The organism is Thiovibrio frasassiensis (assembly GCF_029607905.1).
GTDB classification, from domain to species: domain Bacteria; phylum Desulfobacterota; class Desulfobulbia; order Desulfobulbales; family Desulfurivibrionaceae; genus Thiovibrio; species Thiovibrio frasassiensis.
Map to the genome: position 1 here is coordinate 1,282,540 of NZ_JAPHEH010000001.1, position 21,369 is coordinate 1,303,908.

A 21,369-nucleotide genomic window follows, 5' to 3' on the forward strand; every position below is an offset into this window, starting at 1 on the left:
ATAAAAAGGCCGGAATTATGATCGGACAAAATGAAAAGGGCTTTGTGCTGGTTGCGGCCATGGTCATGCTTTTGATCGTGCTGGCAATAGGCATCTTCGCCTCCCGACAGAGTAACACGGAAACCATGATCTCCGGGGTTGAAAAAAACTATAAGGAAAACCTGTATCGGGCGGAGACCGCGGTTTTTGATGGGGCGCAAGAGATCGAAGATGCCAACTACGATGCGCTGGCCGATAGAACGCTTCCCGGCTTGATCTACAAGGATCAACTGGCCATCCGCCCGGGGAATGATACAGACGCGGACGGCATCGTGAGCCCTGCTGAGGTACGGACCAGCCCTGAATGGGACCCTGCCACCGCTGGAGCTGTTTCCCAGGTCTCCTGGGTTACTCCGGCACGGTATATGTGTGTTGATCAAGGGGTTCCTCCCGGACAAAAACTCAGCGGCGATGTAATGGTAAGCTATATGTGCTATGGCAAATCTCAAGAAGACAGCGGCAATGTCACCATCCGGATTGAATTCAGAAAAATATTGAAACAATAAGTGAATCAAAGATCTGGCCAAACCGCAGGCAGAGAGCAAGGAAGGAGAGTCCCATGAAAGCCTATGACCTTAAGATGGTTCGGATTGGCAAGCTGTTCGCTATTCTTGCCCTGGGAGTTTTTTCCCTGGTTGTGCCCACGGGCAAGGCGTGGGCTGCGCCGACCTATATTGATGAAACCAGTGCCCAGTTTTCTTCAACCGGTACCTGGACGACCATCTCCAGCCATTCGGAGGCCTACCCTACGCCGGGGAGCTTTAAGGAGTCGGGGATTGGTGCGGTAACCGCCACTTGGAGCATGCCGGCCACTCTGGCTACCGGCAACTATGAGGTCTGGGCAAACTGGCGAACCTTGAGTACCTACGGGACCTGTGTGCAGTTTGATGTCACCCATGCGGCGGGAACCACCTCGAAGAAGGTCAATCAGAGTACGCCGGATACTCCCCCGTATTTTGGCGCAGGCAACAGAAGTTCTGATAATTTTCTTGGCGTTTTCACCCTGAATTCCTCAAGCAGGGTAAAGCTGACCCATACAGCCAGCGCCGGGAATCTGGCCTCAGCCGATGCCATCATGCTGGTGCCGACCACCGAAACAGCGCCCGTAACGCTTGATATTTCCGATCTACCGCTGGCCAGTCAAATTCAATCCGCCCCCCCCAACCTCATGTTTCTCCTTGACGACTCGGGGAGCATGGACTGGGAGTTTTTAACTCCTGAAGCTGATGGCATCTTTGCTTCTGAATATTATGTGTTCGATAATCCCGGTGATAATGTTTACTCCAGTACCTATATTCTGACTGGTACGGATCGGGCCAAATTCAAGGCCCAATGGTCCGGGTACAACAGGCTGTACTATAATCCGAAAACAACCTATACCCCATGGCCAAGCTTGGGCAATGCCTCAACCACCACGCCCAGATCCCACCCCATGAGTGCGGCGTATACCATCAATCTTGATGCAACCTACTATGCGATAAGTAGTGATATCGTTCTTGATAACAAGGATGCGGCGGCGTATGCCCAAAGCGGCACGGTCAAAGAATCCAGCGCTTCCTATGAATATCTGAGCAGTTCGTATTACCTGGATGTGACCGGGCAATGGGCGACTTGGACCACGCCGGCTAATCTGGCTGGAGATCATGAGGTGTGGGTGTGGTGGACCATCTCCGGAACCCGGGATAATAATGCCAAATATGAGATATTTGACGGCGCAGGGTTAAAAAATACCGTGTTCAAAAACCAGACGGTAAACGGAGGGCAATGGATATCGTTGGGGACATATACTTTCGCGGGCACCGCCAAGGGGTCGGTGAAGCTGACCAGATCCGGAAACGGGAGCAGTACCAGCGCCGATGCGGTCAAGTTTGTGCCTGCGGCCAGCGCATCGATAAATATCCTCAATGCCCACTATTATACCTGGGATGATGTGAACAGCAACGGGGTGCGCGATGCGGGCGAGAGCATCTGGTTGGTCAATCTCACCGACCCCATCGCCTACTACCGGTTTAACGATGCAAATGCCAACGACCGGGTTGAATCAGGCGAGTTGATCGTTACCGCCGCCGCATCAGTTCCGGCAACCGTTCGCACCACCGCCCTGCCAACCTCGGCCAGTGCCTATACGACGGAGAGGCAGAGTTTCGCCAACTGGTATTCCTTTTATCGACGGCGGGAGTTGACCGCCACTGCCGCCATTTCCCGGGTAATCAGCGGCATTACCCAGATGCGGGTCGGGATCAAAAGTATCAACAACAAGATCCATCAGCCCGTAGTGGATGTGCATGTGGGGGCGAGCGACCAGACCGCCACCCTGTATAGCACCCTCTATGCCCTAAATATCACGGCGATGGGTACCCCGTTGCGGTTGGGCCTGAAAAGCGTAGGCCAATACTATGACGTCGATGATGGGCAAGATGGGGGCATAGGCGCCTCGCCCATCGCCACTGAAATCAATGGCGGAGCCTGCCAGCAGAACTTTTGCATCATGATGACGGACGGCTATTACAATGGAAATAGTCCTGCTGTTGGTAACGTGGATGGCAATAATGGCGCCCCCTTTGCCGATGGCTATTCGGATACCCTGTCGGATGTCGCCATGTATTATTATGAAAACGACTTGGCGAATAATCTGGTCAACAAGGTCAAGGAAATCAGTGCCTACGACAACGCAACCTGGCAACATATGTCGACCTATTCCGTTGCCTTTGGCGTTACCGGCACGCTCAACCCGGACTCCTATCCGGAAAGCAATAACTTTAAGAATGCTGCCGGGGCGTATCCGGTTTGGCCGAACCCGACTGCCGGGAGCTTGCAGAAGATCGACGACCTCTGGCATGCCTCGGTCAATGGCCGCGGTTCCTTCCTGAGCGCCGGGGACCCGCAGGAGTTGGTCGATGCACTGACTGCCGTGGTGCAGAACATCTCTTCCAAGGCGGGCTCGGAGTCCTCACTGACCCTGAACAGCGATGGCTTGAGCGGGGATCTTCAGGTTGGCAGCCGCTTGTACGAAACAACCTACAACCCCGGGGACTGGTCCGGCGATGTGAAAGCCTACAGCGTTGATTATATTACCGGAGTTCCGCAGCTCCCTGCGCTGTGGTCTACCCGGCAGCTCCTGGAAGATTTTCTGGACAGTGCTTCGACGGCCCACACCACCCGGATTATTGCCACCTATGACGGTAGCCGTGCCCTTGGCAGCCGAGGGATTCCGTTTAAGTATGCATATCTTACCGCTACGCAGCAGGCATTAATGCACAGTGATAGCACTGCGGTGGATTATCTCCGGGGCGATAGCTCGCTGGAAGTACAGAAAGGCGGCTCTTTTCGCGACCGGGTATGGCATCTGGGGGATATTGTTAATTCCATGGCAGTCTACAATGATGATGTGCTCTATGTCGGTGCCAACGATGGTATGTTGCACGCCTTCAGCGCTACATCCGGGGAGGAGTTGTTTGCCTATGTCCCCAATCTGGTGCTGGGGAATATGTATAATCTCACGCAGACCACGTATACCCATAACTTCTTTGTAAATGCCAGTCCCACTGTTAGGCGGGTTGGTACTTCGACAACCTATCTCTTCGGTGGTCTGGGAAAAGGGGGCAAGGGATACTATTGCCTGGATATCTCTCCGGCAAAAACAGCTACCTTTCAGGATCTGTCCGCCTCCCAGGTGGCAAAGGAAACGCAGCTCAACTCCATGGTGAAATGGGAATATTCCGGCGCATGTCCCACCCTGGATAATGACCTTGGCTATACATTCAGTGATGCCGACATGCTGCGATCAAATGCCACCTCTGTGAACAGCGGTCTGCCCGTCGCCGGATATGTGCTGTTTTTCGGTAACGGCTACAGCAGCCCGAACGGCAGCGCGGTTTTGTACTGTCTCAATCCGGAAACGGGCGCGGTGATCAAAAAGATCGACACCCAGAGCGGTCCCGGCAACGGGCTTACCACTCCGGTAGTGTTTGATGGTAATGGTGATTTTAGAGTTGATTATGCGTACGCCGGGGATCTGAAGGGGAACCTCTGGAAATTCGATCTCTCCTCTGCCGACCCGGCAAACTGGGATGTTGCCTATAAGATTGGCGGTGTGCCCGAACCGGTGTTCAGAACGCAAAGCCCGGGGCAGCCCATAACCTCAAGACCGGAGGTTATGTATGCCCCCAACAATGAGAACACCGGGGAAGCCAATCCTGGATACATGGTAATTTTCGGGACGGGGAAATACTTGGGTGTGTCCGATATCTCCGATACCAGCCAGCAATCCGTTTACGGGATCTGGGATTATGGCGATGATGCCGATAACGCTGAATTTCTTGGCCGGTTTGCTCCGGGGGCAGCCCAAAAGCTGAGCAATCAGCCGGTTGGATATACCCTGCTTGAGCAGACCGATATCTATGAATCGGAGACCGTGGTCGCCAATTTTTCCGCTATTCCTCCCACCACAACGGATGCGGCGACGGTCACTTTTGAGGACCATTCCTCGGGTACCATTACTTCCCGCCTGTGGGATTTCGGAGACACCACCACGAGTACGGCAACCAGCCCTGATCATACCTTCACCGTGCCCGGGATCTATGATGTCAGTCTTACCGTAACCAGAACAACACCCACGCCGGTGGTGTCGAGCGCCAAAGTGGCCACCATAACCGTTAAGCACGACATGGTTGGCGTTATTGCCACGGATCTCCATGACAATCCCGAGCTTCCGGATGCCAGCACGGTATTGGCCTATTTCGAAAGTGCGGTCAGCACCGCGACAACCTCCGGGGTTACCGTGCAGTTCAGTAACCTCTCGCAAGGGCTTGTGACCAACCCTGCCTACTTGTGGGATTTCGGCGATGGCGACACAAGCACTCTTGCTGCTCCGGCGCATACCTATACGGCAATTGGGGATTATACTGTTACCTTGATCGTCAGTTCGGATGAAGGGGGGGACACCAGAACGAATTCTAACTATATCAGCATCTCGCACCCATGGGTGGTCGCCATCGATCAGAACGAAGGAACTGGGGCCACGACCTGGAGCGATGTGAGGGTCTTTAGCAACAATGTGGCTCATTACTGCACTGAAGCTGATGCGACCACCGGGCAGCATAAGAATCCCGGGCCGTGTCCAGATGATCCAGACACCGTCAGCATCAACGAAAATGACCCCGCAGTATATCCAGTGCATCTGGGCTGGTATTTCAATCTGCCCACCCCGAGGGAACGGGTGGTGGTTAATGCGGATATCGGGGGGGGAGTCGCCTGGATTATTTCCCATATCCCGCAGGAAACCATGTGCAGTGCCGAGGGTTATTCCTGGGTCATGGCTCTTGATGCCGCAAGCGGAGGACGCACCGATGCCTCCATCTTTGATATCAATTATGATCGGAGAATCAATTCGGAAGATTTAATCCAGATTGGGACAGAGTGGGTTTCCATAACCGGCTTTAAAGTTGATAAACGGGTGTACATGCCGGGCCGGTTGTATGATGTGAAAACCAAAACGGAGAATATTTATTTTGAGGTGGGGACCGACGGAGGTGATGGAACAGGAACTCCGCCGATTGTTGGTAAAGCACCCCGGCAGGGGGTCGTCCTCTGGCAGGAAATGAATTAAGGGGAGAATTCTCATGCGTACCCTAGCGATCATGGTATTATCGTGCGGTTTACTTTTCGGGATGGGGCTTCAGCCCGCATACGCGAATAAATTCTTCCATCAAGCAACCATCGACGAGATTAGGCAGGAAAGCATCGTCATTGACGACCATGAACATAAACTTGGCCCAGCAGTACGGTTTTTCACTGCCAACAACCAAGAGATCGGCCGAGGGGCTTTTGCCAAGGGGCAGAAAGTCAATTTTGAAGTGAACGAAAAAAATGAACTGGTCTCAGTGTGGCAGTATGCGCCACCACGAGAGTAGGGAGGGGGTGTCTGGTCGCATGGGATGTCTGAATGACGAGGGCTATCTCCTCGACCTCTTGCTGCAAAATCGGTTGATCAATGCCGAGCAACGCACCCTTGTCGAAAACCGCAAGGCCCAACAGCGTCAGCTTCTGCTCCGGCAGCACAGCGCCCGGCGCAAGAGTGATACGGGCAGGGAAAGGGATGATTCCCTGAGCTTTGTTGATATCATCGTCTCGTTGAATCTGGAACTGCCCGGGAAAAAAGGGCAGGCGCTCACCGAGGAGCTGATTTTTCGGGCCGTGGCCAAGGATCTGGGGCTGCCGTTTAAAAAGCTCGACCCCCTTGAGCTGGATCTGAAGACCGTTACCAAGACCATCCCCCGCACCTTTGCCTTCCGGCATCTGCTGTTGCCGTTTTCCATTGCCAATGGCGTGCTTGAGGTTGCCATCTGCAACCCGGACAACAAAACGGTCCTGGCTGAGATCGAGCGGGCCAACCAGCTCACGGTCAAGCCGTATTTGGCCACCAAGAGCGACATCCGTAAGACCCTGGCCGAGTTCTTCGGTTTCCAGTCTTCCATCACCGCAGCGGAAACCCATCTGGCCCGGCCCTTGGTGGATCTGGGCAATCTCGAGCAGTATGTGCGCATCTCCTCCACCGAGGAGGCGGCCTCCTCGGACCAGCATGTGACCTCGGCGGTGGACCATATGTTCAACTATGCCTTTGAGCAGCGGGCCAGCGATATCCACATCGAGCCCAAGCGTGAGCAGGCGCAGGTCCGCTTGCGCATCGATGGGGTGCTGCATACCATCTATAAGCTGCCCAAGGTGGTTCATGCCGCAGTCATCTCCCGGATCAAATCCCTTGCCCGGATGGACATTGCCGAGAAGCGGCGGCCCCAGGACGGGAGAATCAAGGTGGATCGCGGTGGTCAGGAGGCGGAGATCCGGGTCTCCACCGTGCCGGTGGCCTTTGGCGAAAAGGCGGTGCTGCGAATCCTGGATCCGGATATCCTTTTTCAGGATGTGGAAAATATCGGTTTCTCTGCGCGCGATCTTGAAGTGTACCAAAGCTTCATGTCTGCGCCCCATGGGATTTTTCTCGTGACTGGGCCAACGGGCAGCGGCAAGTCCACCACCCTCTATTCGACCCTTAAGCAGATCGCCACCCCGGAGAAGAACGTGGTTACCGTGGAGGATCCGGTGGAGATGGTGCATGAGGAGTTCAACCAGATTCCGGTGCAGCCTTTGCTGGATGTGACCTTTTCCACCATCCTCCGCAATATCCTGCGCCAGGACCCGGACATCATCATGATCGGCGAGATCCGCGATCTGGATACGGCGGTGAATGCCGTGCAGGCGGCGCTCACCGGCCATCTTGTTTTTTCCACCCTCCACACCAACGATGCCGTGGCCTCCATCAGTCGCTTGCTCGATCTGGGGGTGCAGCCGTTCATGATCGGTTCGACCCTCCTTGGGGCCATGGCCCAGCGGCTGGTGCGGAAAATTTGCCCCCATTGCAGCGAGAGCTACCGTGTCTCGACCGACGAGTTGCGCGGTTTCGGCTTGCCGGTGACCGAGGAGGGTGAGATCGAGCTGCGGCGGGGCAAGGGGTGTCCGCAATGCCGGGCTACCGGCTACCTTGGCCGGAGCGGCATTTTTGAGATCTTCGTGATGAGCGACAAGATCCGCAAGCAGATCAGCGGGGGGAACTCTGAAACAGAGATCCGGCAAACCGCCATGGAGGAGGGCATGACCACCCTCAAGGCGGATGCCTGGTGCAAGGTGAAAAGCGGCATCACCACCCCGGAGGAGGCCTTGCGGGTAACCGGAGGGGATTAGCCGCGAGCGTGTGCCCCTCGCTTTTTCAGGCAGGATGTATTATAGTTAAAATAACAATTCCCCTTGTTCCTCTGGAGCAAGGGTTTTTTCTTGAAGTTTTGTGGGTAAGTCCCTGCGGGTGAACATGTGGCTGTGAAGGTTGTCTGCACCAATAAAAAAGCCTATCACGATTTCACCATTGAGTCGGAGATCGAGGCAGGGCTCCAATTGTTGGGTTCGGAGGTGAAGTCGCTCCGGGCCGGTAAGGCCAATCTGCGTGATGGCTTTGCCAAGATCAAAAACGACGAGGTTTTTCTCCAGCGGGTGCATATCTCGCCATACAGCCACGCCACCTACGATGCGCCGGATCCCGTGCGGGAGCGCAAGGTGCTGCTCAAGAAGCGCGAGATTCTCAAGCTTGTTGGCAAGATCAAGGAAAAAGGGTACTCCTTGATCCCCCTGAAGATGTATTTTAATGAGCGGGGGCTGGCCAAGGTTGTGCTTGGCTTGGCCAAGGGCAAGAAGCTCTACGACAAGCGGGAATCGCTCAAGAAGAAAGATACGGACCGCGAGATTGACCGGGCCATGCTAAAATATAGATAGATTTCGTTAACTTATAGTTTTTCTTGTAACTTTTAATCTTTAATTCAAACATGGGGGCGAAACGGATTCGACGGGGATATGTAAGCTCAGGTTGCATGCCGAGGTTTCTACCCACCTCGTAAAATAGGTAGAGCAAAATATAGTCGCAGACGACTATTCTTACGCTGTAGCAGCTTAATGCTACCGGTCTTTCGGCTTATTCCTGCGCGGCCGAAAAGAACGTCGACTAGCGGGATAGCCTACGGTGCGCGCCTGCCGCGCCGATGGCGAAATTCAGTAGGATAGTGCCGAAAGCCTCTTGTTCTGGAGGGGCCAAGGCACGATAAGCAACCAAACAGAACTAAGCATGTAGATATCGGGAGGGGAGTATTTTCGGACGCGGGTTCAACTCCCGCCGCCTCCACCATTTTCGCGGATTAAACAAAAAAGGGACAGCCAGGGTATGGCTGTCCCTTTTTTGTTTGCCCAAAAAAAACGGCGCGCATTTTCAGGGGATTCGGCGCGAGACCAGATCAGCGTGAAGCCTTGCTTTCTTTCTGGGACAAGAGGTGGATCAATTCCGCGCCGTGATCCTCGTATGCCGTGCGAATAAGTTCCTTGAGGGGCGAGCGGATAGTTGCCAGTTGGGGCAAGGGCGGGATAACCGGCAGGTAATGCTCCGGCGGCATTGGCGGATCGATGCGCATTTTGCGCTCCAGGCTTCCGGCCATCCCCACTTCCATGCCGCCCTCCATGCTGCCGGACTTGTTAGGATCTCCCAGGGTTTTGAGGAAGCCCATGATGGAGCCCAGATCGTTTTTTCGGTAGAAGGCTTCGATTTCTTCGGAGATTTCCGCTCGATATTTTTTGAGCTCGTCGAATTTCGTCCGGTATTCGGTCACATGCGCCTCCAACCGTTCGTAGCAGTCAAAAATCATATTTTTAAAACGACCACTATGGGTGAGGCCGTGGATATGCACCCCGGAAAACACCCTTTGCCGAATGGTGTTGGATTCGGCGAGGTAAGGGTCGTAGAAAAGAGCCGCCGGCAACCCGGTGAGTGCGAAGAATTGGTATATCAGCTCTTCGTTTTTAAGGATAATGTAGATACGGATCAGGTCAAAACTGATCCGTTTTTCCAGGATAAAGGAGTATTGCCGTGTTTTTTCGGCAAAGTCGAGTTTGTCATCTTCAATGAGCTTGCGAAAGCCGAAATAACGGTCCGCTATCTCCTTTTTTATCTCATAGGCAAGCACTTCGTGGATGTCCGGGCTGTACGGGCTCATCGCCGTCCTCTTTTATCTTTCTCGTCAATGGAGCAGGTCTGCTTGTTGTCCTGCCATCAAGTGTAGCATAGAAGAGACAATGGCCAGGCCACAATTGTTTCAGCCCAGAATCAGCCCCTGGGCAAAGGAGATCAGCGGGCGCATGATCTTTGGGATGATGCCGGTGTAGAACAGAGCCAGGAGAATGAAAAAGCCCAGGGGTTCCAGTTTATTGTAGATCCGGGCCATTTCCCGGGGCAGAAGATTGCTGAGCACCTGACTGCCGTCCAGGGGCGGGATGGGAATCAGGTTGAAGACGGCGAGCATCACGTTGATCCAGACGCTGGCGGCGATCATCTGGATGAGCGGCCAGAAGAGCGCCATGGGCAGCAAGTTGGCGAGGGGAATCAACAGTCGGGCCGCAAGGCCGCTGGCCACGGCGAGCAACAGATTGGCGGAAACCCCGGCCAGCGAGACCCAGATCATGTCCCTCCGCGGATTTTTAAAATAGCGGGCATCCACCGGTACCGGTTTGGCCCAGCCGATCTTCATGATCAGGAAGGCCAAAACCCCAAGGGGATCAAGGTGGCGCAGCGGATTCAGGCTGAGCCGGCCAAGGCGCTGGGCGGTGGGGTCGCCAAGCTTGTAGGCGATGAAGCCGTGGGCAAATTCGTGCACCGTGAGCGCCAGAAGAAACGGGGGGGCAAGGATGGCGATTTCTTGGATGAGCTTGGGGATATTCATGGGGAGTTATTGGTCCGGGAGAGAAAAATGTTCCTTGATGAAGGCGGTTTCCGAGGCCCGGTCATGGACCAGGCCATCCAGCCGTGCGTCGAGCAGGCAGCGCAGGATGGTACCATAGAGCGGCCCTGTCCGGTAGCCCATTTCTGCCAGGTCGTTGCCGTCGGTTTCCGGTTTCAGCTGGCGCCAATCCGTAACATAGAGGGAAATGGCTTTTTTGCAACCCTTCTTCTTCAGGAGCCCCATGAGGTGCAGGAGCCCTTCCGGGGAAAGATCCTTGAGCAGGTGATACATCCCGCTGGGGGTTTCCGGCATGGCGCGTTTCATGATTGCGGCAATTCGGGTGACCGCGAGTTTTTCCCGGCCAAGAAATTGCCGGTGGCGTAATGGCACCTCGAAGCGTTCGCAAAAGACCACCACCTCACGCACCGGCAGGCTGCTCATCAGGGCCAGCAGATAGACCAGCCATTGGCGGCATGGTTCGTCAAGATAGAGAAGCCGGTGCCAGGCCAGAGCTTGCCGGGTTTCTTCCAGAATCGTGGCGAGTTTCGGCTCGATGCGGAGGGTGGGATGGAGGAAGCGGAGCAGGCCGAGGTCGGCCATGCGGTGTATGGCCGGGATGGGATTCTCTTCGGAGAGGATGCTGATGAGTTCGTTGAAAAATCGGTGGCCGAAGAAGCGGTCGAAAAGCTCCATCTTTACCGCGTTTTTAATGAGTTTTTCCGTGTGCCTGCCGATCTTGAAGCCCATGCGCTGCTCAAAGCGGATGGCCCGGAAGATCCGGGTCGGGTCTTCGACAAAGCTGAGGTTGTGCAGGATTCGGATCTGTCGGTCCTTCAGGTCGTTTTGGCAGTTGAAGAAATCAACCAGGGTGCCGAAGGTGTCCGGGTTGAGGTGGATGGCCATGGCATTGATGGTGAAATCGCGGCGGTAGAGATCGAGTTTGATGGAGCTCAGCTCCACCGTGGGCATGGCCGCCGGATATTCGTAGTATTCCAAGCGGGCGGTGGCGATATCGATTTTGAACCCATCTGGCAGTTTTACCACGGCGGTGCCGAACTTTTCATGGGTCCGCACCTTGCCGCCCAGCTTCTTGCCCAGTTTTTTTGCATAGGCCAAAGCATCGCCCTCGATGACCACATCGAGATCGAGGTTCTTGATATGCAGCAGCAGGTCGCGGACAAAGCCGCCCACCGCATAGGCGTGGCAGCCGGTTTCCTGCGCCACCTCGCCCAGGGTTTGCAGGAGGCAGATGATCTCGCGGTTCAAGACCTCCGCCATCAGGCCGCTCAGGTTGCGGTTGCGGGCGGTGGAGGGTTGATCGGTGTCGGCCAGCAGCCTCCGCGGGATGTGGGCCGGATCGTTGACCAGCAGGTGGAGCAGGTCGGTGCGGGTAATAACCCCCTGGACCACCCCTTCTGCCACCACCGGGATGAAGCGCTGGCGGTTGCCGATGATGAGTTCCTGGATGTCGGCCAGGGTGGCGGTTGGCGGCAGGGTGGCGAAATCGGTGGTCATGTAGTCGCTCACCGGGGAGTCGCCCAACCCCAGGTGGATGGATTTGCCCACCACCAGACGGGAGATGAGGCCGATAGGCTCGTGCCGGTCATTGACGATCAACAGGACCGTGATGTTGTAGCGGTTGAGCAACTCATCCGCGCCGTTGATTGTCAGGGTGGGCGGGCCGGAGATCACCGGAGAGGACATGAGTTCCCGGGCCATCCGCTGGGGGTGGACATGCTTGTGCAGGAGCTGGATCAGCCTTTCTTCCGCCTCGATCAGGGTGAGATCCTTGATGGTGGCCGAGGCGGCCGAGGCATGGCCGCCACCCCCGAAATCGCGGGCAATGGCGCCGACGTTCACCTCCGGGATCCGGCTGCGGGCAATGAGATGGGTGCGCCCCCCCATGTGGGTCAGGGCAAAGAGGGTGTTCAGGTTCTCCATCACCATGAAACGGCGGACAATAACGGAGAATTCATCAATATATTCGGGGGATTCCACCTTGGCCACCACCAGGTCCAGGCCGTGGATGGTATAGGTGGTGGCGGATTTGATCAGGGCATGGAGCAGGGTGACTTCCTGGCTGGTGAGTTCCTGGGCAATGAACTGGGAGATGGCGTTGAGGTTTGCCCCCTGACCAAGCAGCCAGGCGGCGGCCTGCAGATCTTCGGGCGTGGTGGTGTCGAAGGCGAAGTTGCCGGTGTCCTCATAGATGGCCATGGCCATGACGGTGGCCTCTTCCGGGGTGAGGTGGAGGTCTTTTTCCCGAAAAAGCTGGACGAAGATGGTGGTGGTGGAGCCCACCGGCAGGACATGTTCCACCGAGCCGTGGAGATCTTCCGGGGTATCGGGATGGTGGTCGTACAGGTGGATGTCCAGCCCCGGGTTATGCAGGCATTGGGCAAAATCGCCGATTCGGGAAGCCTGGCGGGTGTCCACCACGATGAGGCGGTGGATCTGCTCCTGGGGGATGTTTTTCAGCCGCTGGAAGGTGTAGTGGTATTGCACCGATTGGGCGAGGAAGTCCCGGAGGTTTTTTTCCTGGGAGCCGGAAAAAGCCAACACCGCTTCGGGGTAGAGCTTCTGTGCCGCGATCATGGAGGCCAGCCCGTCAAAGTCGGCGTTTACATGGGTGGTGATCACTTCCATAGTGTGTGCGGCCTCTGTCCTTAGGAGGGGGCTCTGTCCGGAAGGCGGGAGGGAAGTGCAACACGAAAAATGATTTCTTCGGCTTCGTGTTGCAAAAGACCCGGGGAGATGGTGCGCCGCAAGGACAAGCTCTTGGAATGATTATAGACCATCATCCCCCGCGAGCAATGAGATTTAGGAGCCGTTACGAAATTATGATTCAAGAGACCATTTCGTCGCGTTAACAGCAGCCTTAGCGGTCTACGGTTCTTTATGGCGATTACGGCCGCGTTTTAGGGTGATACATTTTGCACGACGGCTCAGCCCCGGGGGTGGAATTTCTGGTGGGCGTTCTTGAGGCGGTTGCTGTCCACATGGGTGTAAATCTGGGTGGTGGCGATGTCGGCATGACCGAGCATCATCTGGACGGAGCGGAGATCGGCGCCATGTTCCAGCAGGTGGGTGGCAAAGGAGTGGCGGAGCATGTGGGGGCTGATTTTCTTGCTGATTCCGGCCAACCGTGCGCTCTGCTGGACGATCTGCCAGAAACGCAACCGGGTCATGGACTTGCCGTGACCGGTGACAAAAAGGAGATCGCTGGCCTTTTTTTTGAGGATGCGGGGCCGGGCGTCCGTGGTGTAGAGCTTAAGGTATTCACGGGCAGCCTCGCCAAAGGGGATGAGGCGTTCCTTGGAACCTTTGCCGAAAACCCGGACATAGCCGCCCATGAGATTGACCCCGGCCAGGGGCAGGTTGACCAGCTCCGAGACCCGCATGCCGGTGGCATACAGCAGGTGCAGCATGGCGTTATTGCGCAGGGCCAGGGAATTCTCATCGGCTGGGGGGGCAAGGAGCAGATTCACCTCGGGGATGGTGAGCACCTTTGGCAGCGGCCGGCCCGGTTTGGGCAGATCCAGGATACCGCTGGGATCGGTGTCGATGCATTTTTCCGCCAGGAGAAACTTGAAAAAAGCGCGCAACGAGGAGATCCGGCGGGCATTGCTGCGGTTCGAGATGCCGAGGTCGTGGCAATGGGCCAAATAAGCGCGGAGATGGTCGGCTTCAATTTCGTTCAGCTGGCTGAGGCGTTTCGGACGAAGAAAATCAAGAAAAGAGACAAGGTCAGCCTGGTAGGCCAGAATGGTGTTGGTCGCCAGACGGCGTTCCAGGGTAAGATACTGGAGGAATTGGTCGAGAAAAGGCTCGGAAAAAAAAGACGCTCCGCCGGATGGAGAGGAAGAAGACGGCGATTGAGGCCGTACCCGGTCGGAGCGTGGGTGATTATCAGCAGGTTTTCCTCGTTTGCTGTTCATCTATTCAATGAGCCAACAAGGAAGAGCGGCAAATTAATCGCGCTCGGTGCGCATCATGAGCTTGCGGATTTTCCGTTTGGACTCGGCTTGTTTGCGGCGACGCTTGTCGCTGGGTTTTTCGTAGTACTCGCGGCGTTTGAGCTCTTTTTTCATCCCATCAAGCTGCATTTTCTTCTTGAGCAGCCGAATCGCCTGTTCGATATCCCCTCTTACCTCTATTTCAATCATGATCTCTCCAGTATGCGGGTTGCAACTTAACGTTTCAGAACCTTTGGCCAACGCCTGTTCCAGAAGAAGCTGAAAAGGCGCAGATTTTTAAAAAGAAACCGTTTATATAGCCGATCATTGCGCTGATTGTCAAATATTTTTTTCTCCTGCCTCCTGGAGAGGAAAGATCTTGCCGGGATTGAGAATGTCCTGGGGATCAAACAGTTTTTTGATCTGGCGCATGAGGGTCAGGGTCGGCTGGTCAAGCTCCATGGACAAATACGGGGCCTTGGTAAGGCCAATGCCATGTTCGCCGGACAGGGTGCCGCCCAAGCGCAGCACCTCCTCAAAAAGCAGCTGCTTGGCGGTATTGGCCTGCCGCACCTCCTGCGGAACATTCCGGTCAAGCATGATATTGACATGGATATTGCCGTCTCCGGCGTGGCCGAAGGTGAAGATGACGACCCCGAGCTCGCGGCTCAATGCCTCTGTGCAGGAGACCAATTCCGGCAATCGGGAGCGGGGAACCACCACATCTTCGCTCATCTTATGGGGTTTGAGGCTGAAGGCTGCTGGAGAGATGGCGCGCCGTGCTGCCCAGAGCTGCCGGGCCTCGGCGGCGCTTTCGGCGGTGCGGCTCTGGATGATCCCCGGTTGGCTTTGTAAAAACTCGCTCAGCTGGCGGGTGGCGAGGGGCACGGTATCTGCCCGGCCGTCAAGCTCTATCAGGAGAAGCGCTTCGGCCTCCTCGGGGCAGGGGAAGGGCAGTTGCTCCCGAACAATGGCCAGGGCGGTCCGGTCCATATATTCCAGGGTGCAGGGGGTATGGTGGGCGAGAATGGCTGCCACCAGACTGGTCGCTTCACCCATGCTGCGACAGAGGACCAGCAATGTGGTGCGGGTCTCTGGGGCGGGGAGGAGCTTGACCGTGATCTTGGTGATGATGGCCAGGGTGCCTTCCGAGCCCACCAGTAAGCGGGTAAGGTCGTAGCCCACCACCCCCTTGGCGGTGCGGACTCCGGTGTGGATGATGCTGCCATCGGGCAGCACCGCTTCCAGGCCGAGGACATAGTCGCGGGTCACCCCATATTTCACGGCGCTCGGGCCGCCGGCGCACTCGGCGACATTGCCGCCCATGGTGCAGAACTGCAGGCTGGCCGGGTCCGGCGGATAAAAGAGGCCGTGCTGGGCCGCCTCTTTGCGCAGATCTCCGGTGATGACGCCCGGTTCGACCACGGCGATCTGATTGGCCCGGTCGATCTCCAGGATTCGGTTCAGGCGGCTCATGACCATGACCACCCCCCCGTTTACCGGCAAGGCGCCGCCGCTCATGCCGGTGCCAGCCCCCCGGGGCACCACGGGAAACGGGGTGGCGGAGGCGAGTTCCATGATGCGGCAGATTTCCGCGGTGGAGGAGGGAAAGACCACGGCTCCCGGGGGATATTCCCGGCCGGTGCCGTCATAGGAATAGCAGGCCAGCTCTTCCGCTACGGTGCTCACCTGATCCTTGCCGACAATTTCCCCCAGTCTGTCGATGGTGTTCTGGTTCATGGCGTGTTTTTCCGATGGGCTGTAGAAATCCCTACAAAATACACAGGGAAGTTATTATAAGAATACGTGTTCGGTTGGCATCGTCATTTTTGCCGAACGGCCAGCGGTGTTGTTGTTTCAGCGTTGCTCCATGTGGGCGCAGGATTCCTTACAAATCAGTACGCAACTATTTGGAAAAAAGCTATGGAAAAGAAGATTCGTTTGGCCCTTATCGCCGGGGGCAAATCCGGCGAGCGCGAGGTTTCGCTGGCCGGGGCCAAAGAGGTGGAAAAGGCGCTCAGCCGGGAAAAATATGAGGTCCGCCGCTATGATCCGGCCACGGATCTGGCCCGGCTGGCTGCGGATGCCGGAACGATCGAGATGGCCTTTATCCTGCTGCATGGCCCCCTGGGGGAGGACGGCACCATGCAGGGTTTCCTCGATCTGCTGGGGGTTCCCTATCAGGGCGCCGGGGTCTTGGGCTCCGCCCTGGCCATGGACAAGAATCTGGCCAAGATCCTCTACAAGCAGGCCGGGCTTACCGTGGCGGACTGGGAGATGGCGCAGCCGGAAGATCAAACAAATCCCCGCCGTCTGCTGGCGTGCCTTTCCCTGCCGCTGGTCATCAAGCCCATCCGCCAAGGCTCCAGTCTGGGGATGAGCCTGGCCAAAAGCGAGGCGGAGCTGAGCGAGGGGCTGATCAAGGCGTTCACCTATGACAGCGAGGTCATGGTTGAAGAGTATGTGCGGGGCAGGGAGATCACCGGCGGGGTGCTTGGCAACAAGGAACTCACCGCCCTGCCCATTGTCGAGATTATTCCCGGCGAGGGGTACGCATTTTTTGATTATCAGGCCAAATACCAGCCGGGAGCCTCCCGGGAGGTATGCCCGGCGGAGTTGGCGCCGGAGGTAACCGCCAAGGCGCAGGCGATTGCGCTCACCGCGCATCGGGCCTTGCAGCTTAAGGGATACAGCCGGACAGACATGATTGTTGCCGGTGATTCCATCTATGTCCTTGAGACCAACACCATCCCCGGCATGACCCCGACCAGCCTGTTGCCTCAGGCGGCGGCCGCCCATGGCTTGCCCTTTCCGGCCTTGCTCGACCGGTTGATCGAACTGGCCTTGGCGGAGAGATAAGCCAAGCGCTAGATTTTTTGAAACAAAGCGGACAGGTTTGCTATACTTTGGAAAGAAGCAGGATAAGACCCCGGCGGCATGCAGCCGGAACATCCAGAACGGAGTAGCTGTCTTGACAGAGTCTGTGCCGGGAAAAGCAGGGCGTACCGCCCTGATTGTCGAGGATGACCATGCTGTCTGCGATCTTTTGCAAAGGATTGTGGAAAGCCAGGGCTACAGCACGGTTGTCTGCGCCACCGGCGCCTCGGCCCAGGCATCCTTTACCGCGAGTTTTCCGCATCTTGTCCTGATGGATTGGATGCTGCCGGACATGGACGGCCTGGAACTCTCCAAGACCTTCCGTGCCTCCGAACGGGGAAAATACCTCACCATCCTGATGATCTCCGGCAAAGACAGCCCCGAGGATATTGCCACGGCCATTGCCGCCGGGGTCAATTATTTCATGGCCAAACCCGTGGAAAGGAAGGTGCTGAATATCTGGCTCTCCGCCGCCGCGCAACAGGTGGAGGATTATCGGCAACGGGAAGAGGACGATCTGGCCCTGGCCAAAATTCAGGAAGAGCTGGAAGAGAACAACCTCCAGCTGGAAGAGGCGCTGGGCCGGGCCAATGCCATGGCCATGGAAGCGGAGCAGGCCTATATCGAGATCAACCAGATATTCAAGACCGTTGCCGGGGGCATTCTCCTGGTGGACACGCACAGCAATCTCCTGCGTTGCAACGAGTCATTTCTGCAGATGGCCGGAATGACTCGGGAGAAGGTGCATGATCAGAAGTGTTACGAAATTTTTCACTCCTGCCTCTGCAATACCGAGGCTTGTCCTCTGGCGCGGATCAGGAAGGGGGAGAAACGCATTGAGAGTGAGATAGAAAAGGTCGGGCCGGACGGGAGAACCTTCTATTACAGTATCATTTCCACGCCTTTCAAGGGGCCGTCCGGGGATCTGCTCGGGGTTGTCGAGCATATTACCGATGTCACCGAACGGGTGAAAGCGGAAAAGGCCCTGGCCGAAAGCGAACATTGCTACAAGGAACTCAGCTTGGTTGATGAGTTGACCAAGCTTTTTAACAAGCGCTACTTTAACACGCAACTGCAGCTCGAGGTGGAGCGGGCCAACCGGCATGGTCATCCGCTCTCGCTTTTATTGATGGATATCGATAATTTCAAGCACCACAATGACACTTACGGGCATGCGGATGGTGACCGGGTTCTCGCCCGGCTGGGCCAGGTGGTTACGGAATCGCTTCGGGTCAATGATGTGCCCTGTCGCTACGGCGGGGAGGAGTTCACCATCATCCTGCCGGAGACCAGCGGTGAACAGGCGACTGTGGTTGCGGAGCGGATCAGGGCCCGTTTTGCCGGGGAGATTTTTCAGCCAACCCCCCAGGAAACGGTGCACAAAACCATAAGCATCGGCGTAACCCAGTACCGCATGGGGGAAAGCGGGCAAAACCTGCTGGAGCGGGCCGATCAGAATATGTACGAGGCCAAGCAGGGCGGTAAGAATCGGTATGTTTTGAAGTAAGCACTTCCCCTCAAAGCGGGGTCGGTTATGCCGGCCCGTCCTTTCTTTGCATCAAAATCTTTTTTCAAAATAGGGGGCAAGCACCTTGGGCAGGGCGATGGTGCCATCCGCCTGCTGGTAGTTTTCAAAGATCGCGGCCAAGGTCCGTCCCACCGCGAGGCCGCTGCCGTTTAAGGTATGGACCAGTGCGCTTTTGTTCTGGCCCTTCGGCCGGTAACGGATTCCTCCCCGCCTCGCCTGAAACTCCCCGAAATTACTGCATGAGGAGATCTCCCGGTAGGTGTCCTGAGCGGGCATCCATACCTCGATGTCGTAGGTCTTGTTGGCGGAAAAGCCAAGATCCCCGCTGCAGAGCTGGACCACCCGATAGGGCAACTCCAGCAGCTGCAGAACCTCTTCCGCATCGGCGAGCAGGCTTTCCAGCTCAGCACTGGAGGTTTCCGGGGTGGTAAATTTCACCAGCTCCACCTTGTCGAATTGGTGTTGGCGGATAAGCCCCTTGGTATCCCGGCCATAGGAGCCGGCCTCGGATCGGAAACAGGGGGTGTACGCCGTGTATTTAATGGGGAGTTCGTGCTCGGCCAGGGTTTCGTCCCGGTGCAGATTGGTCACCGGCACCTCGGCGGTGGGAATCAGCCAAAGATCCCAGTCCTTGATGCCAAAGAGATCCGCCGCGAATTTCGGCAGCTGGCCGGTGGCGGTCATGGTCTGGGAATTGACCAGAAACGGGGGGAGGATCTCGGTGTAGCCGTGCCTCTGGGTGTGGAGATCGAGCATGAAATTGATCAGCGCCCGCTCCAACCGGGAGGCAAACCCCTTGAGCACGGCAAAGCGGGCGCCGGAAAGCTTGGCCGCCCGTTCAAAATCCATGACTCCGGCCGTTTCCCCCAGCTCATGGTGGGGTTTGGCGGCAAAGTCGAATTGCGGCACTGTGCCCCAGCGCTTGAGTTCCAGATTGTCCTTCTCGTCGCTGCCGCGCGGCACGGAATCGTCGCAGAGGTTTGGCAGGGTCAGGACGATGGACTGGAGATCCTCCTCCAATCCGACAAGCTCGCCCTCGATTTTCGTGATTCGCTCTCCCACTTGGCGCATTTCGGCCATGGGTCCTTCGGCGTCAACCCCCGCCTTTTTCAGTTGGCCGATTTCCTGGGAAGCAATCTTGCGTTTATTGCGGAGTGATTCCACCTCGGCGAGCAGGGTGCGGCGGTTCAGGTCGATGGCGGCAAAATCGTCAATGCGGGAATCGGTGACCCCCCGGAAGGCGAGTTTTTCTTTGACGAGATCCAGGTTTTCTCTGATGAATCGTAACTCAAGCATGGATATCCCCTTCAGTCTGCTGAACGGTTGCTGTTTTGGACGGTTGAATTTTTTTACTCCCTTGAGAACGAAGACGGGCGTCTTGTCTCAGAAGGATCTCTCAGAGGGGGTTGTATCATGGCGCAGGGCAGAAATCAAGAGGGCGGCGGTCTGGACAGCGTTAGAGGAATGCGGGGTTGCAGAACCGCAGGGAGACATCCTCCCCGCTCAGCAGATGCTTCCGGTTTGGCGGCAGATGGATGATGGCGTTGGCCGCTTCATTTTTGCGGCAGGGGCGGACAGAGAGATGCTTGCCGCTTAAAGAGGCAACCGCGCCTTTCAGGTTGAGGATCCCGGTTTTTTTCAGCAGGATTGGGGTGGCGAGGGTGGCGCGCACAAGTGGGGGCAAGGGGCGGTGTTGTCTCTGCATCGTGCGCAGGGCCGGGAGGACAAGCTCGTGGAAGAGCAGGAAAACAGCAGGCGGCGGGCCTGGCAGGGCGAAGATCGGCTTGCCTCGGTAGAGACCGAACATGGTTGAGCGGCCGGGACGAACCGCCAAGGCGGTGTAGAGAGGACGAATCCCGAGTGTGGCAAAGGCCTGGGGCAAGAGATCGTAGTTGCCGGGCCCCATGCCCCCGGTGGTAATCACCCCCTGGGATGGACCGTCCAGGGCCTCTCGCAGCAGGGCGACAATCCTGTCGCAGTCATCGGCCACCAGACCAAAATCGCGGGAAGTAGCCCCGCCAGCCCGGAGAAGGGCAGCGAGCAGGAAACGGTTGCCGCCGATGATCTGGCCGGTCTCCGGGGTGTCCAGCGTATCGAGCAATTCGCTGCCCGTGCAGATGATGGCCAGTTCCGGCCTGGCAACAACGGAGACCTGGGCCAGACCGCTTTCGGCAAGGAGCGGCAGATGTTGGGGTTCGATCTTCGCTCCAGCCCGGACAATGGTTTGCTTGGCGGCGAGGTCCGTGCCTCTGGCGCGGATGAAGGCGCCGGGTCGGGGCGGGCTGTGCACCAGCACCAGGGATCCTTTTCTTTCGCAGCGTTCAAAGGGGACCACCTGATTTGCCCCGGGCGGCAGGGCGCCGCCGGTCATGATCGCGATGGCGCTTTTTCGGGTAAGTCTCGGCAGATCGGTGGTCCCCGCGGCAATCTCGCCGGTTATCTTGAGAGAGACCGGCTCTGCTCCCCCGGTCAGGTCGCGGCTGTTGACGGCATAGCCGTCCATGGCGGAGCGGGCAAAGGCGGGCACCGCATGGATGGCCTTGATGGCTTGTCCGGCGATGCGGTCACAGGCCTCGGGCAGGGAGACGGTTTCTGTGCTCAGGGCGGAGCACTGGCTGACAATCAGTTGTTGGGCATCTTTAAGCGAGAGGATCGGCACGGC

The 21,369-nt window shown here is 56.9% G+C and carries 15 protein-coding genes and 1 other RNA gene; 8 read left to right on the top strand and 8 right to left on the bottom strand.

Annotation, left to right across the window (positions count from 1 at the left end; genetic code table 11):
• The first annotated feature begins 17 nt into the window (after positions 1-17).
• The 6 genes from OLX77_RS06075 to ssrA all read left to right on the top strand — a co-directional run bounded on the left by OLX77_RS06075 (position 18) and on the right by ssrA (position 8,764).
• Positions 18-545: a pilus assembly PilX family protein gene (locus tag OLX77_RS06075; RefSeq protein WP_307632704.1), complete on the top strand. Its 528-nt coding sequence runs from the start codon at positions 18-20 to the stop codon at positions 543-545.
• Between the two features lie 53 nt (positions 546-598).
• Complete coding sequence (locus tag OLX77_RS06080; protein WP_307632705.1) at positions 599-5,647, top strand: PilC/PilY family type IV pilus protein; 5,049 nt, start codon at positions 599-601, stop codon at positions 5,645-5,647.
• Between the two features lie 13 nt (positions 5,648-5,660).
• Entirely contained in the window at positions 5,661-5,951 is a 291-nt protein-coding gene (locus tag OLX77_RS06085) for a hypothetical protein (RefSeq protein WP_307632706.1), read from the top strand.
• A gap of 19 nt (positions 5,952-5,970) precedes the next feature.
• Positions 5,971-7,776, top strand: coding sequence for a GspE/PulE family protein (locus tag OLX77_RS06090; protein WP_307632707.1), 1,806 nt, complete (start codon positions 5,971-5,973; stop codon positions 7,774-7,776).
• A gap of 126 nt (positions 7,777-7,902) precedes the next feature.
• Complete coding sequence (gene smpB, locus OLX77_RS06095; protein WP_307632708.1) at positions 7,903-8,358, top strand: SsrA-binding protein SmpB; 456 nt, start codon at positions 7,903-7,905, stop codon at positions 8,356-8,358.
• Positions 8,359-8,410: 52 nt separating this feature from the next.
• Positions 8,411-8,764, top strand: a transfer-messenger RNA (tmRNA) gene (ssrA, locus tag OLX77_RS06100).
• Positions 8,765-8,870: 106 nt separating this feature from the next.
• Here ssrA and OLX77_RS06105 read toward each other — a convergent pair.
• The 6 genes from OLX77_RS06105 to OLX77_RS06130 form a co-directional block, all read right to left on the bottom strand.
• On the bottom strand, positions 8,871-9,623 hold the full coding sequence (locus OLX77_RS06105) for a hypothetical protein (RefSeq protein WP_307632709.1): 753 nt from the start codon (positions 9,621-9,623) through the stop codon (positions 8,871-8,873).
• A 99-nt stretch (positions 9,624-9,722) separates the two neighbouring features.
• Positions 9,723-10,346 (bottom strand): site-2 protease family protein, encoded by a 624-nt coding sequence (locus tag OLX77_RS06110; RefSeq protein ID WP_307632710.1) that lies wholly within the window; start codon positions 10,344-10,346, stop codon positions 9,723-9,725.
• Between the two features lie 6 nt (positions 10,347-10,352).
• Positions 10,353-12,992, bottom strand: coding sequence for a CBS domain-containing protein (locus tag OLX77_RS06115; protein WP_307632711.1), 2,640 nt, complete (start codon positions 12,990-12,992; stop codon positions 10,353-10,355).
• A 299-nt stretch (positions 12,993-13,291) separates the two neighbouring features.
• Positions 13,292-14,284 carry a site-specific tyrosine recombinase XerD gene (gene xerD / locus OLX77_RS06120; RefSeq protein WP_307632712.1) on the bottom strand — a complete coding sequence of 331 codons (993 nt, stop codon included), beginning with the start codon at positions 14,282-14,284 and terminating at the stop codon, positions 13,292-13,294.
• A gap of 33 nt (positions 14,285-14,317) precedes the next feature.
• Positions 14,318-14,512 (bottom strand): 30S ribosomal protein S21, encoded by a 195-nt coding sequence (gene rpsU / locus OLX77_RS06125; RefSeq protein ID WP_307632713.1) that lies wholly within the window; start codon positions 14,510-14,512, stop codon positions 14,318-14,320.
• Positions 14,513-14,641: 129 nt separating this feature from the next.
• Positions 14,642-16,042 carry an FAD-binding oxidoreductase gene (locus OLX77_RS06130; protein WP_307632714.1) on the bottom strand — a complete coding sequence of 467 codons (1,401 nt, stop codon included), beginning with the start codon at positions 16,040-16,042 and terminating at the stop codon, positions 14,642-14,644.
• A 183-nt stretch (positions 16,043-16,225) separates the two neighbouring features.
• Between OLX77_RS06130 and OLX77_RS06135 the strand changes: the two genes are divergently transcribed.
• The gene (locus OLX77_RS06135; protein WP_307632715.1) at positions 16,226-17,161 is read left to right on the top strand and encodes a D-alanine--D-alanine ligase family protein; all 936 of its coding nucleotides are present in this window, start codon (positions 16,226-16,228) and stop codon (positions 17,159-17,161) included.
• A 112-nt stretch (positions 17,162-17,273) separates the two neighbouring features.
• Positions 17,274-18,686: a GGDEF domain-containing response regulator gene (locus OLX77_RS06140; protein WP_307632716.1), complete on the top strand. Its 1,413-nt coding sequence runs from the start codon at positions 17,274-17,276 to the stop codon at positions 18,684-18,686.
• 51 nt (positions 18,687-18,737) lie between these two features.
• On the opposite strand, the gene serS is transcribed toward OLX77_RS06140, so the two are convergent.
• Together serS and OLX77_RS06150 are read right to left on the bottom strand one after the other, a co-directional pair.
• Positions 18,738-20,003: a serine--tRNA ligase gene (gene serS, locus OLX77_RS06145; RefSeq protein WP_307632717.1), complete on the bottom strand. Its 1,266-nt coding sequence runs from the start codon at positions 20,001-20,003 to the stop codon at positions 18,738-18,740.
• A 160-nt stretch (positions 20,004-20,163) separates the two neighbouring features.
• Entirely contained in the window at positions 20,164-21,366 is a 1,203-nt protein-coding gene (locus OLX77_RS06150; RefSeq protein WP_307632718.1) for a molybdopterin molybdotransferase MoeA, read from the bottom strand.
• Between the last annotated feature and the right edge of the window lie 3 nt (positions 21,367-21,369).

Coding starts and splice junctions, on each gene's coding strand:
- serS (WP_307632717.1), bottom strand. CDS start 20,003: ATGCTTGAGTTACGATTCATCAGAGAAAACCTGGATCTCGTCAAAGAA.
- OLX77_RS06130 (WP_307632714.1), bottom strand. CDS start 16,042: ATGAACCAGAACACCATCGACAGACTGGGGGAAATTGTCGGCAAGGAT.
- OLX77_RS06135 (WP_307632715.1), top strand. CDS start 16,226: ATGGAAAAGAAGATTCGTTTGGCCCTTATCGCCGGGGGCAAATCCGGC.
- OLX77_RS06075 (WP_307632704.1), top strand. CDS start 18: ATGATCGGACAAAATGAAAAGGGCTTTGTGCTGGTTGCGGCCATGGTC.
- OLX77_RS06110 (WP_307632710.1), bottom strand. CDS start 10,346: ATGAATATCCCCAAGCTCATCCAAGAAATCGCCATCCTTGCCCCCCCG.
- OLX77_RS06080 (WP_307632705.1), top strand. CDS start 599: ATGAAAGCCTATGACCTTAAGATGGTTCGGATTGGCAAGCTGTTCGCT.
- OLX77_RS06090 (WP_307632707.1), top strand. CDS start 5,971: ATGGGATGTCTGAATGACGAGGGCTATCTCCTCGACCTCTTGCTGCAA.
- rpsU (WP_307632713.1), bottom strand. CDS start 14,512: ATGATTGAAATAGAGGTAAGAGGGGATATCGAACAGGCGATTCGGCTG.
- OLX77_RS06085 (WP_307632706.1), top strand. CDS start 5,661: ATGCGTACCCTAGCGATCATGGTATTATCGTGCGGTTTACTTTTCGGG.
- OLX77_RS06105 (WP_307632709.1), bottom strand. CDS start 9,623: ATGAGCCCGTACAGCCCGGACATCCACGAAGTGCTTGCCTATGAGATA.
- OLX77_RS06115 (WP_307632711.1), bottom strand. CDS start 12,992: ATGGAAGTGATCACCACCCATGTAAACGCCGACTTTGACGGGCTGGCC.
- xerD (WP_307632712.1), bottom strand. CDS start 14,284: ATGAACAGCAAACGAGGAAAACCTGCTGATAATCACCCACGCTCCGAC.